Source organism: Sphingopyxis sp. BSNA05 (genome assembly GCF_013265645.1).
GTDB lineage: Bacteria > Pseudomonadota > Alphaproteobacteria > Sphingomonadales > Sphingomonadaceae > Parasphingorhabdus.
In genome coordinates, this window is the sequence record NZ_PYIA01000035.1 from 1 (window position 1) to 15,952 (window position 15,952).

Below are 15,952 nucleotides of genomic sequence, written 5' to 3' on the forward strand. Positions count from 1 at the left end.
TACCACAGCTGCTGGCCTGATCCGTAAGTCGCTGGATGACGGGCTGGGCAAGATGCAGAAACTGGATGATGTCGGTGGCGCCGCCTACAAGAATCTCGAGCAGTTGCGCGAACATCTGCCGGTGGTGATCAACACAGCGAAGGATGTGACCAACCAGATCGGCAATGCCGGACGCACCGCCCAGACCGAAATGTCGGCGATGGTTGCCACGCTCAAGAAAATCGGCGAAGTCGGCACCGCGGCCGAGCAAAGCCTCACCGCCCTGACCGGCAAGTCCACCCGGTCGGTCGAAAATCTTGCCGTCGAGGCCGAACGGATCAAGGCCAGCCTCACCGAGCAGTTGCAGGAAGCAGAAGCCGGATCGAACCAGCTGGCGACCCTGATGCGGAAAACCACGGCGGAAACCGTCGATGCCATCCACAAGACGCGAGCGCAGCTTGCCACCGAGGCTTCGGAATCCGCATCGGCGATGCGCGCTGACCTGGATGCGCTGGAAACCGCGTTGGCAAGCGCGGGAAAAATCGCCGACGAGGAAGAAGTCCGGCTAAAAACCCTCGCCGAGACGCTCGATCGAAACATCACCGACATTGCCGAGAATCTCGCAAATCTGGACAATGAAAGCGGTGACAAGACCGCCAAGCTGGCCTTTGCCATGACCGCCATGGAGCAGAATAGCGATGCTCTGAAACAGTCTCTGGAAAGCGGCTATGCCGTGGCTGACGGGATGATCGAGCGGATGGAGAAATTGCTCGTCGCGCTCGACAGCAGCGCCCGGGAAATGGACGAGACCCTGCCGACGGCTTTCGAACGGGTATCGGAAAAATCGCAGGAAAGCTTGTCGCTGTACAGCCAGATCGCCCGCGAAGCTCGCAAGGCACAGGAAGATGCCGGCAGGGTTGCCCAGCAGGTGGCCCAGACCGACCATTCGATCACCAAACAACAGGAACTGCTGGGCAAATTGCGCGACAAGGGTGAAGATACCAGCACATCGCTGGTCGCACAGATCGACGATATTGCTAAGGCCATAGAGACCGTGCGCGAACAGAATGAATCGCTGGCCGAAAGCGCGGGCGAGAAAATGATCAGCGCGCTGCTGCGAGTGAAAGAGACCGCCAAGCAGGCTTCCGAACATTCGCGCCAGGCGCTCGAGAATTCTATCGCGGGTTCAACCGAAACATTCGAAAAATGAGCGAAGAGGCGCTGAACCGGATCATCGACGACAAGATCGCCTCGATTGCTCCGAAGCTGGAACAGGCGGTTTCGAGCGCGGTGGTGACGACCCAGTCGACCGCTGCGCATCTCACCGATCAGCTGGCGGCGATCGAGGACATGACCACCAAGCTGGAACAGCGCATCCTCTTCGCCCGGGAAAAGGCCGAGCAGAGCAGCGACGAGAATTTCACCCGGCGGGTGGCGCAGCTTACGGAATCGCTCAATTCCATCTCGATCGATGTCGGGAAAATCCTGTCGAACGATGTTACCGACACCGAATGGGCGGCCTATCTGAAAGGCGATCGCGGCATCTTCACGCGGCGGGCGGTTCGCCTGCTCGACAACCGGGAAGTACGCGAAATCCTTGCCCAATATTCGGGTAATGACGAATTCCGCGAACATGTGAACCGCTATATCCACGATTTCGAGGCGATGCTGCGCGGCGTGCTCGCCACCCGTGACGGCAGCGCGGTCAGCGTGACCCTGCTGTCATCAGATGTCGGCAAGCTCTATGTGGCGCTGGCCCAGGCAATCGAGCGCCTGCGCAACTAGCATCGGTCGCCTAGCGCATCCGCTCCCGGCTGTTGAAAATATCGATCGTGTCGAGCGTGATCCAGCCATTGGCATAGTTGAGATAGAATAAGCCAAAAGCCGCCGTCGCCAGCAAGGTGGTCATCAGCAACACGCGCAACGGCCGGAAATTGGCCGGCGCTCCGTCCGCCTGTCCCTCCACCATCTCGACACCGGATTCATGATGGTTGCGGATGCCGATGGGCAGCACGATGAAGGCTGCCGTCACCCAGAACAATATGTAAATCGCCAGAATCGAGGTGGGTTCCACAGCCTGCTACGCCTCCACGGTAAGCACCGAAACAATCGGCTTCTTGCCCGTCCACTCGGTTGCGCTGCGACGGACCAAGAGACGGATCGCTTCATTGAACTTGTCGATATCGCCGACCGGCTTGCTATATTTGCCGACGATCTTGTCGACGACCTCGTCGAGAAAATCCTCTTCGTCTTCCTCGAGCGGCACGCCGTGCATTTTGAGCACGGGCTGTCCAAATATCTTGCCCTTGTGATCGAGACCGATGGCGACCGAAATCATCCCGTTATGCGCGGTCTTGCGCCGGTCGTTCAAGGTTTTGCCGTCAGCCGGAATGATCACGTCGCCATCGACGACAAGACGCCCTGTGCGTTCCTGCCCGAGGATTTTCGGGCCATTGGGTGCCAGTCGCACGACATCGCCGTTCTGCTGGAATATGGCCTTTGGAATGCCGTGCTGCAGGCCGAATGCGGCCTGGGTTTTCATGTGACGGATTTCGCCATGGACCGGGACGAGTATTTCCGGTTTGATCCAGTCATACATTTGCGCCAGCTCCGGCTGTCCGGGATGGCCCGAGACGTGGATATGCTCCTGGCGCTCGGTGATCATGACGACGCCCTTGGCCGCCAGCTGGTTCTGGATCCGGCCAATGGCGATTTCATTGCCGGGAATCTGTTTGGACGAGAAGAGCACATGATCGCCCTCTGAGAGCTTGATCTGGTGGCTGTCGCCGGCGATCCGCCCCAAAGCCGCCCTCGCCTCACCCTGCCCGCCGGTTGCAATGATCATGACCTTGTCGCGCGGCAGACTCATCGCTTCCTGAAAGTCGACGGTCGGCGGGAAGTCCTTGAGATAGCCGTTTTCGCGGCAATTTTCGATGATCCGGTCGAGCGAGCGGCCGGCCACGCAGAGCTTGCGGCCCGCGTGGATGGCAACCTCGCCCAAGGTCTGCAACCGGGCGGCGTTGGAAGCAAAGGTCGTGACCACGACGCGGGTGTCTATCTCGTCGACCACGCGCATCAGATTGCGGCGGACTTCGCCTTCCGAACCGGAAGCATTGGTGTTGAAGACATTGGTCGAATCGCAAACCATCGCGAGGACGCCCTCGTCGCCTATTTTCTGCAATTCCTCGGGAGTGGACGGCACGCCAAGCACCGGCTCGTCATCCAGCTTCCAGTCACCGGTGTGGAAAATCCGGCCATAAGGCGTGTCGATCAGCATCGCATTGCCCTCGGCAATAGAGTGCGCGATCGGCAGATAGCGGAAGCCGAACGGCCCGAGATCAAAACTGCCTTCATTCGGGATGATATTCAGTTCGACATCATTTTGCAGGCCGACTTCTTCCAGCTTGCGACGGATCAGGCCCGCCGTGAAAGGCGTCGCGAACAACGGCACATCCAGATCAGCGGCAAAATAGGGAACCGCGCCGATATGATCCTCGTGCCCGTGAGTCAGAACGATACCGAGCAGGTCCTTCTGGTTTTTCTCGATAAATTCGAGATCGGGCAGGATCAGGTCGATCCCAGGATAGCTGGAATCGGCAAAGGTCATACCGAGATCGACCATCACCCATTTGCCGTCACAACCATAGAGGTTGACGTTCATGCCGATTTCGCCCGAACCGCCAAGGGCCAGGAAGAGAAGTTCTTTTTTAGCTTTTGTCATGAAGCGTGTGTTGCTCGCTGATAGAGGAAATGCAGGCCCTGAAGAGTCAGGTCCGATTCCAGATGGTCAAATACATCTGTATGTTCGTCAAAAAGTACGGCCAGTCCGCCGGTAGCAATGATTTTCGTCGGGCGGCCGATTTGCGCCTTGGTCCGCGCCACCAGCCCTTCGATCATCGCGACATAGCCCCAGAAAATGCCGATCAGCATCTGGCTTTCGGTGGTGGTACCGATCACATTGTCGTCTTCCGGCGATTCCAGCGCGATACGCGGCAATTGTGCGGTCTTTCCGACCAGCGCGTCGAGCGACAGATTGATGCCGGGCGCGATCACGCCACCTTTATAGGCGCCCTCATAATCGGCCACGTCGAATGTGGTCGCCGTGCCGAAATCGATGATCACGATATCCTGCTTATATTTCTGGTGCGCCGCGATCACATTGAGCGCGCGGTCGGCGCCGACGCTGTCGGGCTGCTCGACATCCAGGGCGATACCCCAATGGGCGGCGCCACGACCCGCGACAAGCGGAGTGACACCGAAATATTTTTCCGAGAGAACGGTCAAATTATGCAGCGCGCGCGGGACAACGGTGCCGATGATCACCGCATCGACAGCGCCCAGCTCCAGCCCTTCCAGCTCCAGCAGTTGCCTGAGCCAGACGACATATTCGTCCGCCGTGCGACGGGCATCGGTGGCGATCCGCCAGCGCGCGCGAATGTCGTCGCCATCAAACAGGGCGAACACGACATTGGTATTTCCGGCGTCTATGGCCAATAGCATAAGCGACTCTTCTCTTTATCCGATGGAAATATCACCGGCGCGTATTGCGATAAGCGTTCCGTCGGCTTTTCTCAAGCGCAGCGCGCCGTCGACAGTCAGTCCGGCGAATTCGCCGCTGATCTTGTCACCACCATCGTCGCTGGTCGTCACGGTCATTCCGACCGGATGCGCCAGCGCTTCCCATTCCCTCAATATGCGAGCCAGACCCGCTTCGCGCCAGAGCTTTACCCAATTTTCAAATTCTCTCGACAGCTGGTCAAGAAAGTCAATGGCGTCCACGACCGCGCCTTCCTCTTTCAGACTGGTCACGGCCCGTCCCTCGACCTGCGGGGCCTGCGCGACATTGACGCCGATGCCGACCACCACCTGTTCCTTCACCCGCTCCAGCAATATGCCACAGATCTTGGCGTCCGATACGAGCACATCATTGGGCCATTTGAGCAGCATCGGCACGTCCGGCAGAAAATGACGAATGGCGGCGTGAACCGCCAGTCCCGCGACGAAAGACAAAGAGGACGGCTCCGGATCACCCGGTCGCATATGCACGACGGTGCTGCAGAAGAGATTGCCTTTCGGACTTTCCCATTTGCGGCCCCGGCGCCCTACCCCGCCGGTCTGTGTCTCCGCGCGCAACCAGAATCCTTCCGGCGCGCTGCCGGTCAGGGCCAGCGCCTTGACATCCGCATTGGTCGATGCGGTTTCGGCAACAGTCTCTACGAATATAGTCAGAAAAGCGACGCCGCGGCGGCGTTGGTAATCGGCGCCATGAACGGGATTGCCAAATAGCCAAGCGGAGAGACAAACAATGCCATGAGCGCAATCAGCCCATTTTCGGTCTTGTGCCCGGTCGCGACAATCTCGCCCGATGGATCATCGAAATAGATGATCTTGACCACCTTGATATAGTAAAAGGCGCCGATCACCGATGCGGCGATACCGATCACTGCGAGCGGCAACATGCCGGCAGCAACAGCTGCATCAAAGACCAGGAATTTTCCCCAGAAACCGAAGAGCGGCGGGATACCGGCGAGCGAGAACATGAACACGGCAAAAGCCGCAGCCAGACCGGGACGCGTCTGCGACAGTCCGGCGAGGCTCGAGAGGCTTTCCAGCGGTCGGCCGTCCTTGTCGCGCATTTCCAGTACGCAGATAAAGCTGCCCAGCGTCATCGCGACATAGATGGCGAGATAGAACATCATCGCCGAAATGCCTTCCGGCGTACCGGCAGCGAGGCCGATGAGCAGGAAGCCGACATTGTTGATCGAGCTATAGGCCAGCAACCGCTTGATATTCTGCTGTCCGATCGCGGCAACCGCACCGAGGATGATCGAGGCGAGCGCAACAAAGACGATGATCTGCTGCCAGGCCGAGGTCTGGCCGCCAAAAGCGTCGATAATGACCCGCGCGGTCAGCGCCACTGCGGCGACTTTCGGCGCGCTGGCGAAGAAGGTGCTGACCGGTGTCGGCGCGCCTTCATAACGTCCGGCGTCCACATGTGGAACGGCACCGCGCTGATCTTGAACGCCAGTCCCGACAGGACCAGCACCAGACCGATCAGCGGACCGGTAGACAGATCACCGCTGAGCGTATCGCCAATCACCGCAAAACTGGTCGAACCGGCAAAACCGTAGACCAGGGAGATGCCGAAGAGCAGCATGCCGCTGGCCAACGCGCCCAGCACGAAATATTTCAGACCCGCTTCGGAAGAGCGCACGTCGGTGCGGATGAAGCTGGCCAGAACATAAGCCGACAGGCTGTTCAGTTCGAGACCGATATAGAGCGTCATCATGTCGGTCGCCGAGACCATCATCCCCATGCCAACGCAGGCAAAGAGGATCAGGATCGGATATTCCGGGCGATATTTTCCGCCGGCCTGGAAGAAGCGCGGCGCAACCATCAGCGAGACGATCGCGGCCAGATAAATCAGGAATTTCGCGGTGCTGCCGAAGGCATCCATGCGATATTGGCCGTCGAAGGCGAAGACGCCATCCTTGAATTCGGGCATATGGGCCAGAACCATCAACAGGATCGATGCGCCAAACAGCGCCGCTGCCGACAATATCGTTATCAGGCGCGCGGATTTTTCACCGCCCCAGGCGGCAACCAGCAGCAGGATCAGGCTGGAGATCGTGAGAAATACTTCCGGTGCAACCAGATACAGGGAATTTCCGATATCCATCAGTGGGCCTCCCCTTGAACATGGTCCTGGGTGACGGCCTTGGCCTCTCCCATCTTAAGCTGCGCATCGCCTTCCGGAGCCGCGCGATCAATACGCGCAACCAGCGCGCCGACGTCACCGCGGATCGGTGCCATGAAGCTTTCGGGATAGACACCCATCCACATTACCGCCGCAGCGATTGGCGCGAGCAGCGCCATTTCCCGCGCGGACAGATCCGGCATCGCCTTGACGTCCTCGTGAACAAGCTCGCCGAAGGCAACGCGGCGATAAAGATAAAGCATATAGCCGGCGCCGAGGATGATCCCCGTGGTGGCGACCAGCGTAACCCAGCTGTTGACCTTATAGAGGCCGACCAGTGAGAGAAATTCGCCAACAAAACCGCTGGTTCCCGGCAGGCCAATCGACGCCATGGTGAACAGCATGAAGAGAATCGCATATTTCGGCATGTTGATCGCCAACCCGCCGTAGCGGTCGATTTCACGCGTATGCAGCCGGTCGTAGATGACACCAACGCAAAGGAAGAGCGCGCCGGACACCAGACCATGGCTCAGCATGACGATGACCGCGCCCTCGATGCCCTGACGGTTGAAGGCGAACAGGCCGAGCGTGACAATCGCCATATGAGCGACCGAGCTATAAGCGATCAGCTTCTTCATGTCCTGCTGCACCAGCGCCACGAGAGATGTGTAGACCACGGCCACCATCGACAGCGCGAAGACCAGCCAGATGAACTGTTCGGATGCTTCGGGGAACATTGGCAGCGAGAAGCGCAGGAAGCCATAACCGCCCATTTTCAGCAATACGCCAGCTAATATGACCGAACCGGCGGTCGGTGCCTGAACGTGCGCGTCGGGCAGCCAGGTGTGGACCGGCCACATCGGCATCTTGACCGCGAAGCTGGCGAAGAAGGCCAGCCAGAGCCATGTCTGTGCCTCGGGCGCGAAATCATAGTTGAGCAGGGTCGGAATGTCGCTGGTTCCGGCATCCTGCACCATCCACAGCATCGCGATCAGCATCACCACTGATCCGAGCAAGGTGTAGAGGAAGAATTTATAGCTGGCGTAAATCCGGTTCGCACCGCCCCAGATGCCGATAATCAGATACATCGGAATCAGGCCGGCTTCGAAGAGGATGTAGAAGAGGAAGATATCCTGCGCTGCGAAGACGCCGATCATCAGCACCTCCATGAACAGGAAAGCCGCCATATATTCGCCGACCCGCGTCTGGATCGATTCCCAGCTGGCACCGATACAGATCGGCATCAGGAAGACCGTGAGCATGATCAGCATCATCGAAATGCCGTCGATGCCGAGCGCCCAGGCGAAATTGCCGAACAGATCAGACCGCTCGACATATTGCCACTGCGGACCGCCGATATCGTAATTGGCCCAGAGAACCACGCCGAGGCCGAAAAGGACGAGTGTCGTCACCAGCGCCAGCCAGCGCGCGGCTTGCGCGTTGAGGAACAGGCAGATGATTGCTGCCAGCATCGGCAGGCCCATCATCAGCGACAGGATCGGAAAATCGAGCTGGTTCATTAGCTGGCTCCCTGCACGATAATCCAGGTCGCTGCGGCCGCCAGACCGAGCAGCATGACAAGCGCATAGCTGTAGAGATAGCCGCTCTGGAAGCGTTTCATCACGCCGGAGCCGCTGGCGATCACCGAAGCGATACCATTGGGGCCGAAGCGGTCGATCGTGCCCTCGTCACCGGTCTTCCAGAATTTCCGGCCCAGCCAGAAGGCGGGGCGGATGAAGATCAGATTGTAGAGCTCGTCGAAATACCATTTGTTGAAGAAGAAATTGTACAGCGGGCTGAAGGTCGCGGCCAGTCTTGCCGGCCGGTCGGTTCCGCGGAAATACATGAAATAGGCGGTTACGAGACCGGTGAGCATGGCCACCGTAGCAGACAATTTCACCCACAGCGGCACTTCGTGCATCGCGTGCATCAGGCCGGCGTCATAGGCAATGGATCCGTTCCAGAACGCGCCATCGTCGATGAAGGCATGGCTGAACACAAAGCCGGCAAAGACAGCACCGACGGACAGAACGCCGAGAGGAATCAGCATAGATAACGGACTTTCATGCGGGTGATAGCCACCGGTCTGGTCGGCGCCGGCTTCTTCGGGTGTCTTGTGCACGCTGTGCTGGATATGCTCGGACTGGATCCAGCGCGGCTTGCCCCAGAAGGTCAGGAACATCAGGCGCCAGCTGTAGAAGCTGGTCAGCAGCGCCGCGAGCACGCCGATGAAGAAGGCGAACTGGCCGGTTTCGCTGCCCGAGGCAAAGGCCGCCTCTATGATCGCGTCCTTGGAGTGGAAGCCGGCAAAGCCGCGTGCAGCCAGTAGATGCCAACACCGGTGATCGCCAGCGTACCGGCCATCATCGCCCAGAAGGTCAGCGGGATTTCTTTCCGCAGGCCGCCATAATAGCGCATGTCCTGTTCGTGGTGCATCGCGTGGATCACCGAACCGGCGCCGAGGAACAGCAACGCCTTGAAAAAGGCATGGGTGAACAGGTGGAACATCGCGACATTATACGCGCCCACACCGGCGGCGAAGAACATATAGCCGAGCTGCGAACAGGTCGAATAAGCGATCACCCGCTTGATATCATTCTGGACGAGACCGACGGTCGCCGCGAAAATCGCGGTGCAGGCCCCGACTATGGTGACAACGGTCAAAGCCACGTCGCTGGTCTCGAACATCGGCGACAGGCGGCAGACCATGAACACACCTGCGGTCACCATCGTGGCCGCGTGGATCAGCGCCGACACAGGGGTCGGGCCTTCCATCGCGTCCGGCAGCCATGTGTGCAGCCCGAGCTGCGCCGACTTGCCCATCGCGCCGATGAACAGCAGCAGGCAGAGGATGGTCATCGTATCGAAACGCATGCCCGCGAAAGTGATCGTCGATCCCGCCATGCCCGGCGCGGCTTCGAGAATTTCCGGAATGGACACCGTGCCGAAGACCAGGAATGTACCGAAGATACCGAGCATGAAGCCGAGATCGCCAACCCGGTTGACGACGAAGGCCTTGATCGCGGCGGCATTGGCGCTCGGCTTCTTGAACCAGAAACCGATCAGCAGATAGGAGGCCAGTCCCACGCCTTCCCAGCCGAAGAACATCTGCACCAGATTGTCGGCGGTCACGAGCATCAGCATGGCGAAAGTGAAGAGCGACAGATAGGCGAAGAAGCGCGGCTGGTCCGGATCTTCGTCCATATAGCCCCATGAATAGAGATGGACGAGCGCGGACACGGTGGTCACAACCACCAGCATTACAGCGGTCAGCGTATCGACGCGCAGCGCCCAGTCAAATTGCAGGTCGCCGGAGATCAGCCAGGTCAGGACCGGCACAACTTCGGCGCTATTTGCCCCGCTCAGAAAGCCGAGAAATATCGGCCAGCTGAGTGCACAGGACGCGAACAGCGCGCCCGTGGTGACGATCTTGGCCGGCACATTGCCGATCACGCGATTGCCGAACCCTGCGACAATCGCTGCCAACAGCGGCAGGAATACTATGAGGGTGATACTGTTCACGCTTGCCCCCGGAGCCGTTCGTGCTGAGCTTGTCGAAATATGGACGGCGTGCGCGAAACCTGCCCTTCGACAGGCTCAGGGCGAACGGTATTGTTAGACGAACTCATGTTCACCCCTTCATCCGGTTGACATCATCGACGGCAATGGTGCCGCGCTGACGGAAATAAATCACGAGAATGGCCAGCCCGATGGCGGCCTCGCCAGCCGCCACGGTCAGAACGAACATGGCGAATATCTGCCCGGTCATATCGCCGAGAAAGGCGCTGAACGCGACAAAGTTGAGATTCACCGCGAGCAGGATCAGTTCGATCGCCATCAGGATGATGATGATATTTTTCCGATTGAGAAAAATGCCGAGCATGCCCATCACGAACAGGATCGAGCTGACGACGAGATAATGTTCGATACCGATCATGACATATCCCCGGCTGCTGAATATCTGGCGGAAAGAAAATCCGTTCGTGCTGAACCTGTCGAAGCACAGTTTTCGGAACGCGATTTTACCGACGAACCGGGTCCTTCAACAGGCTCAGGACGAACGGTGGATGAAGCCGATAGATTCTGAATCACAGTTCCACTCCCTTGCCGACTTCGGGTTGTGTGTTGCGGGTCGCGTCTTCGGGCCGGCGAGCGACCTGATCGGCGATATTCTGTTTGCGGACGCCACCACGCGTGCGGTGGGTCAGCACGATCGCGCCGACCATGGCGACCAGCAGGATCATGCCCGCGGCCTCGAACAGGAAGACATATTTGCTGTAGAGCAAGGCGCCGAGCTGTTCGATATTAGACGGCGCGCCTTCCGGCAGACCGACCGCAGCGGTGGCCTCGCCCATGCCCGCAGACTGCCAGGTTCCGACGCCGAAGATGATCTCGACCACCAGCACCAGCGCCAGCAGCAGACCGAGCGGCAGGTTCTTCATGAAACCCGCGCGCAGCTCAGCAAAATCAATGTCGAGCATCATCACCACAAACAGGAACAACACCGCGACCGCGCCGACATAGACAATGACCAGCAGCGCCGCGATAAACTCCGCGCCAACCAGCAGCATCAGCCCCGCCGCATTGAAAAAGGCGAGGATCAGCCACAATACGCTGTGCACCGGATTGCGCGAGAAAATGCACATGGCACCACTGGCAAGCACGATGGATGCGAAGAGATAGAAAGCGAATATTTGCATTATATTCCCACTCCGTCACCCCAGCGAAGGCTGGGGCCTAACCCGCCTATGGTGGAAGAGCATATATTGGATTGGATCCCAGCCTTCGCTGGGATGACGAGTATGTCAGAATCGTGTGAAATTGTCATAATCCCCGTGTTCCCCCGCCCATTACCGATAAGGCGCATCGGCGGCAAGGTTTGCCGCGATTGCCCGCTCCCATTTGTCGCCGTTTTCCAGCAGCTTCGACTTGTCGTAAATCAGCTCTTCGCGGGTCTCGGTCGCATATTCGAAATTCGGCCCCTCGACGACCGCATCGACCGGACAGGCTTCCTGACAGAAACCGCAGTAGATGCACTTGGTCATGTCTATGTCATAGCGCGTGGTCCGGCGTGAACCGTCTTCGCGCGGTTCGGCCTCGATCGTGATCGCCTGCGCCGGGCAGACCGCTTCGCACAGCTTGCAGGCGATGCAGCGTTCCTCGCCATTGGGATAGCGACGCAGCGCATGCTCCCCCCGGAACCGCGGCGAAATCGGGTTCTTTTCATAGGGATAGTTGATCGTCTTCTTCGGCTTGAAGAAATATTTCAGCGTCAGCAAATGCGCGCCGATAAATTCCCAAAGCGTGAAGGCCTTGATGGTTTGTGCAATACTCATAGCGGCAATCCAAACTTGTCAATCATCACATAGCCGCTGACCAGGAACACCCAGAGCAGGCTAAGCGGCAGGAATATCTTCCAGCCCAGACGCATCAGCTGGTCATAGCGGTAGCGCGGAACCGTCGCCATCACCCAGCTGAAGATGAAGAAGAAAAAGAACATCTTGCCGAACAGCCAGACAATGCCCGGAATATCGAACCACGGGATCCAGTCGACATCCAGCGGCGGCAACCAGCCACCCCAGAAGAGGATCGCGTTGAGCGCGCACATCAGCAGGATATTGGCATATTCGCCGAGCCAGAACAGAGCGAATGACATCGAGCTATATTCGGTCTGGTAACCGGCAACCAATTCGCTTTCCGCTTCGGTCAGGTCAAACGGGTGCCGCGCGGTTTCCGCCATCGAGGCGATCAGGAATACAACCGCCATCGGGAACAAGAGCGGGTTCAGGCCATAGGCATTAACGAGACCGAATATATGGCCTTCCTGCGAAAGCACGATATCGGAAAGATTGAATGTCCCGGCAAACAATACCACCGAGATCAGGATGAAGCCGATCGAGACTTCATAAGAAATCATCTGCGCGGCGGCGCGCATGGCGGAGAAAAACGGATATTTCGAGTTACTCGCCCAACCGGCGATAACCACCCCGTAAACACCCAGCGAACTGATCGCGAGAATATAGAGCAAGCCGATATTGATATTGGCGAGCACCATGCCATCGCCAAACGGGATCACCGCCCAGGCCAGCAGGGCCACGGTGAAGGTGATGATCGGCGCCAGCAGGAACAGGCCCTTGTTGGCGCTCGACGGAATGATCGTTTCCTGCAGGAACACTTTCAGGCCATCGGCAAAACTTTGCAGCAGGCCGAACGGACCAACCACATTGGGGCCCTTGCGCAGCGCCATCGCCGCCCAGATTTTCCGGTCGATATAAATGATCATCGCGACGGCCAGCATCAGCGGCAGAGCGATCAGCAGGATCAGCGCCAGCGTGGCCACGAACCAGCCGAGTTCAGCGCCGAGGAAGGTGGTTTGGAGATATTCTGTCATGCCGACACCTCCATATTGTCGCCCCAGCGAAGGCTGGGGTCCAGCCCGACTATCGAGAGAGAACCGAGCTTGGTTTGGATCCCAGCCTGCGCTGGGATGACGAAATCACCAAAATCACTCATTCCGCCGCCTCCAAAATCTCGTCATCGGCGTGCAGCAGTTCCGCGGAACAGCGCTGCATGGTCGCGCTGGCGCGGGCGATGCTGTTGGTCAGGTAGAAATCCTTGACCGGATGGACGCCGTGCCCTGTTGGCTTGTCGGGCAAGCCGGTTGGCGGCGACCATTCGAGCGTCACCAGACCTTCGGCGGCCAGTTCGGGATGGTCCTTGGCCATATTGGCGCGCAATTCTTCAAAACTGTCGAACGGCAGCGTCTTGCCCATCACATCGGACAGAGCCCGCAAGATGCTCCAGTCTTCGCGCGCATCTCCCGGCGCAAAGATCGCCTTGTTCGAACGCTGAACCCGGCCTTCCAGATTGACATAGGTGCCGTTTTCTCGGTATAGGCCGCGCCCGGCAGGATCACATCCGCGGCATGGGCACCGGCATCGCCATGATGGCCGATATAGACTTTGTAGCAGCCCTCGAAGAGGCTGTAATCGGTCTCGTCCGCGCCGAGCGAGAAGAGCAATTTCGGCTTCTTCGCCGCAATCGCCCTGATCCCGCCGTCATAAGCATAGCCGAGCATCAGCCCGCCGGTGCGCGAGGCCCCGATATGCAGGACGTTGAAGCCGTTCCAGCCATCGCGTATCAGCTTATATTTGCTAGCCAGCTTGAGCGCCGCGCCATGCGCGCCATCGATGCTGAGCGCGCCACCGCCGAGAATGATCGCGGGCTTCTCTGCCCCTTTCAGAGCATCGGCAAGCGCCTTGGGCAGCTTCGCCAGCAAGCCCATATCGTCGCCCAGCCATTCGACCGGATAGGTCTGGTCTGCTTCCGGCCCGATGCCATATACCTTCGCACCGCGCTGGCGCACGGCCTTGCGGATGCGTGTGTTGACCAGCGACGCTTCCCAGCGCGGGTTGGTCGAGACCAGCAGGATCACATCCGCTTCTTCGATACCGGCGATGGTCGTGTTAAAATTCACCGCGGCGAGACTGGAGACGTCATAGGAAAGCCCGGTCTGGCGGCCTTCCAGCATGTCCGACTTCATCGACTTGAGCAGCTTTTTCGCCGCATACATGGTTTCGCAGTCAACCAGATCACCGGCAATAGCCGCAACAGAACTGCCCGCGTTCACGTCGGCAATTGCCTGGAATGCTTCGTTCCAGCTTGCGGCTTCCAGCTTGCCGTTCTTGCGCACATAGGGCTTGTCGAGACGGCGCTTCATCAGGCCGTCGATGGCGTGGCGGGTCTTGTCGGTCGCCCATTCCTCGTTCACGTCATCATTGACGCGCGGCAGAGCGCGCAGCACTTCACGGCCACGGCTGTCGATGCGGATATTGGTGCCGACACCGTCCATCACGTCGATGCCCAGCGTCTTGGTCAATTCCCATGGACGCGCTTCAAAAGCGTAAGGCTTGCTGGTCAGCGCACCGACCGGGCATAGATCGACGACATTGCCGCTGAGCTCGCTGTGCACCGCGCCTTCGAGATAGGAGGTAATCTCCATCCCCTCGCCACGGCCAATAGCGCCAATTTCCTCGACGCCGGCGACTTCCTCGGCAAAGCGCACGCAGCGGGTGCAGTGGATGCAGCGGGTCATCGCGGTCTTGACGATCGGCCCCATATATTTCTCGGTCACCGCGCGCTTATTCTCTTCGTAGCGCGAGCCGCCCTTGCCATAGGCCATGGCCTGGTCCTGCAGATCGCATTCGCCGCCCTGGTCGCAAATCGGGCAATCGAGCGGATGGTTGATCAGGAGAAACTCCATCACCCCTTCGCGCGCCTTCTTGACCATTTCGCTGTCGGTCCGGATTTCCTGACCCTCGGCAGCCGGCAAGGCACAGCTGGCCTGCGGCTTCGGCGGTCCCGGCTTGACCTCGACCAGACACATGCGACAGTTGCCGGCGATGGACAGCCGCTCATGATAACAGAAACGCGGGATTTCCTTGCCGGCAAGCTCGGCCGCCTGCAGCACGGTCGCGCCTGCGGCACTTCCAGCTCGATGCCATCTACGGTGACTTTAGGCATTAGTTTTGCGCCTCGGTTGTTTCAGTTGCTTCCATTCCCAGAGCCAATTTCATATCCAGTTCATAAGCGACTTCCGCAAGAAGCGTTCGCAATTCAAGACGGGTGAAACCGAATTGCTGGCCTTCGGAAACCGGCAGACAATGGCTCATTTCAGCTTGCAGGGATGCAAATGCCGCATCCTCGTCGTTCGAATAAGGCTTTGTGCCAAAAAGCGCGAGCGTCTTGGCTGGAGCCATCCGGGAAACACATTCGGAAAATTGCTTCAGGGCAATGTCTTTTACGATCGCATCGCTCGTACCATCGGCTAATGTTGTAACCCGGTAGAGGGGCTCGACAGAAGAATAGTCGCCGACCGCATCACTGCGGTATTTCCGACTTAGCAATGCACCGGACAATGCGGCCCTGAAAAGCGATCCGGAAAATTTCATTTCCGATCCAGCAGGAATACAGCCGCGGTTTTTCGTGGCGAGCAACTTTGTCATCCTGACATTTTCGTCCGAGTTGTCCGCACCATTTAAAATGTCCTCTGCGCGCCGGCGGTCATGTTTCGCAACGCAATTGGCAAATCTCCAGAAATGCGTAACAGCCTGTCGTTCGCTGGCCTGCGAAGATTGCGCATAGGCCGGGCCATCAACCCCGCCCATTACCATCATGGCCATGAGTATGAATGCAAAGACCGGTTTCACGCGGCTGCCTCCGGCACAGCTGACCTGATCGGGTAGCCATATCCCATCTCATATATGGTGAATTCAG

The 15,952-nt window shown here is 58.6% G+C and carries 14 protein-coding genes and 3 pseudogenes; 3 read left to right on the top strand and 14 right to left on the bottom strand.

The window, feature by feature from the left end:
• Together C8024_RS03950 and C8024_RS03955 are read left to right on the top strand one after the other, a co-directional pair.
• The coding region (locus C8024_RS03950; protein ID WP_173203023.1) for a hypothetical protein at positions 1 to 1,189 on the top strand (1,189 nt) is incomplete at its 5' end.
• Positions 1,186 to 1,764 (top strand): hypothetical protein, encoded by a 579-nt coding sequence (locus tag C8024_RS03955; RefSeq protein WP_173203025.1) that lies wholly within the window; start codon positions 1,186 to 1,188, stop codon positions 1,762 to 1,764. The genes C8024_RS03950 and C8024_RS03955, both read left to right, overlap by 4 nt.
• A gap of 10 nt (positions 1,765 to 1,774) precedes the next feature.
• On the opposite strand, the gene C8024_RS03960 is transcribed toward C8024_RS03955, so the two are convergent.
• The 8 genes and pseudogenes from C8024_RS03960 to nuoK form a co-directional block, all read right to left on the bottom strand.
• Positions 1,775 to 2,053, bottom strand: coding sequence for a DUF1467 family protein (locus tag C8024_RS03960; protein WP_100095060.1), 279 nt, complete (start codon positions 2,051 to 2,053; stop codon positions 1,775 to 1,777).
• A gap of 6 nt (positions 2,054 to 2,059) precedes the next feature.
• Positions 2,060 to 3,700: a ribonuclease J gene (locus tag C8024_RS03965; protein ID WP_173203027.1), complete on the bottom strand. Its 1,641-nt coding sequence runs from the start codon at positions 3,698 to 3,700 to the stop codon at positions 2,060 to 2,062.
• Complete coding sequence (locus C8024_RS03970; protein ID WP_100095062.1) at positions 3,697 to 4,479, bottom strand: type III pantothenate kinase; 783 nt, start codon at positions 4,477 to 4,479, stop codon at positions 3,697 to 3,699. Before C8024_RS03970 ends, C8024_RS03965 begins: the two co-directional genes overlap by 4 nt.
• 15 nt (positions 4,480 to 4,494) lie before the next feature.
• Positions 4,495 to 5,208 carry a biotin--[acetyl-CoA-carboxylase] ligase gene (locus C8024_RS03975; protein ID WP_217271979.1) on the bottom strand — a complete coding sequence of 238 codons (714 nt, stop codon included), beginning with the start codon at positions 5,206 to 5,208 and terminating at the stop codon, positions 4,495 to 4,497.
• Positions 5,205 to 6,658 (bottom strand): annotated as a pseudogene (nuoN, locus tag C8024_RS03980) (NADH-quinone oxidoreductase subunit NuoN). The gene C8024_RS03975 and the pseudogene nuoN overlap by 4 nt, the downstream one beginning before the upstream one ends.
• Positions 6,658 to 8,196, bottom strand: coding sequence for an NADH-quinone oxidoreductase subunit M (locus tag C8024_RS03985; RefSeq protein WP_173203029.1), 1,539 nt, complete (start codon positions 8,194 to 8,196; stop codon positions 6,658 to 6,660). The pseudogene nuoN and the gene C8024_RS03985 overlap by 1 nt, the downstream one beginning before the upstream one ends.
• A pseudogene (gene nuoL, locus C8024_RS03990) lies at positions 8,196 to 10,198 on the bottom strand (NADH-quinone oxidoreductase subunit L). The gene C8024_RS03985 and the pseudogene nuoL overlap by 1 nt, the downstream one beginning before the upstream one ends.
• A 109-nt stretch (positions 10,199 to 10,307) precedes the next feature.
• Positions 10,308 to 10,613 carry an NADH-quinone oxidoreductase subunit NuoK gene (gene nuoK / locus C8024_RS03995; protein WP_100095067.1) on the bottom strand — a complete coding sequence of 102 codons (306 nt, stop codon included), beginning with the start codon at positions 10,611 to 10,613 and terminating at the stop codon, positions 10,308 to 10,310.
• Here nuoK and C8024_RS04000 point away from each other — a divergent pair.
• Complete coding sequence (locus C8024_RS04000; RefSeq protein ID WP_173203031.1) at positions 10,596 to 10,763, top strand: hypothetical protein; 168 nt, start codon at positions 10,596 to 10,598, stop codon at positions 10,761 to 10,763. The two genes, nuoK and C8024_RS04000, sit on opposite strands and share 18 nt — an antisense overlap.
• A 1-nt stretch (position 10,764) precedes the next feature.
• Here C8024_RS04000 and C8024_RS04005 read toward each other — a convergent pair whose 3' ends face one another.
• The 6 genes and pseudogenes from C8024_RS04005 to C8024_RS04025 form a co-directional block, all read right to left on the bottom strand.
• Positions 10,765 to 11,379 (bottom strand): NADH-quinone oxidoreductase subunit J, encoded by a 615-nt coding sequence (locus C8024_RS04005; protein WP_100095719.1) that lies wholly within the window; start codon positions 11,377 to 11,379, stop codon positions 10,765 to 10,767.
• 147 nt (positions 11,380 to 11,526) lie between these two features.
• Positions 11,527 to 12,012, bottom strand: coding sequence for an NADH-quinone oxidoreductase subunit NuoI (nuoI, locus tag C8024_RS04010; RefSeq protein WP_173203033.1), 486 nt, complete (start codon positions 12,010 to 12,012; stop codon positions 11,527 to 11,529).
• On the bottom strand, positions 12,009 to 13,067 hold the full coding sequence (gene nuoH / locus C8024_RS04015; RefSeq protein ID WP_173203035.1) for an NADH-quinone oxidoreductase subunit NuoH: 1,059 nt from the start codon (positions 13,065 to 13,067) through the stop codon (positions 12,009 to 12,011). Before nuoH ends, nuoI begins: the two co-directional genes overlap by 4 nt.
• Positions 13,064 to 13,189 carry a hypothetical protein gene (locus C8024_RS22485; RefSeq protein ID WP_302051591.1) on the bottom strand — a complete coding sequence of 42 codons (126 nt, stop codon included), beginning with the start codon at positions 13,187 to 13,189 and terminating at the stop codon, positions 13,064 to 13,066. Before C8024_RS22485 ends, nuoH begins: the two co-directional genes overlap by 4 nt.
• Positions 13,186 to 15,199: pseudogene (gene nuoG / locus C8024_RS04020) on the bottom strand (NADH-quinone oxidoreductase subunit NuoG). Before nuoG ends, C8024_RS22485 begins: the two are co-directional and overlap by 4 nt.
• Entirely contained in the window at positions 15,199 to 15,885 is a 687-nt protein-coding gene (locus C8024_RS04025) for a hypothetical protein (RefSeq protein WP_173203037.1), read from the bottom strand. The pseudogene nuoG and the gene C8024_RS04025 overlap by 1 nt, the downstream one beginning before the upstream one ends.
• Between the last annotated feature and the right edge of the window lie 67 nt (positions 15,886 to 15,952).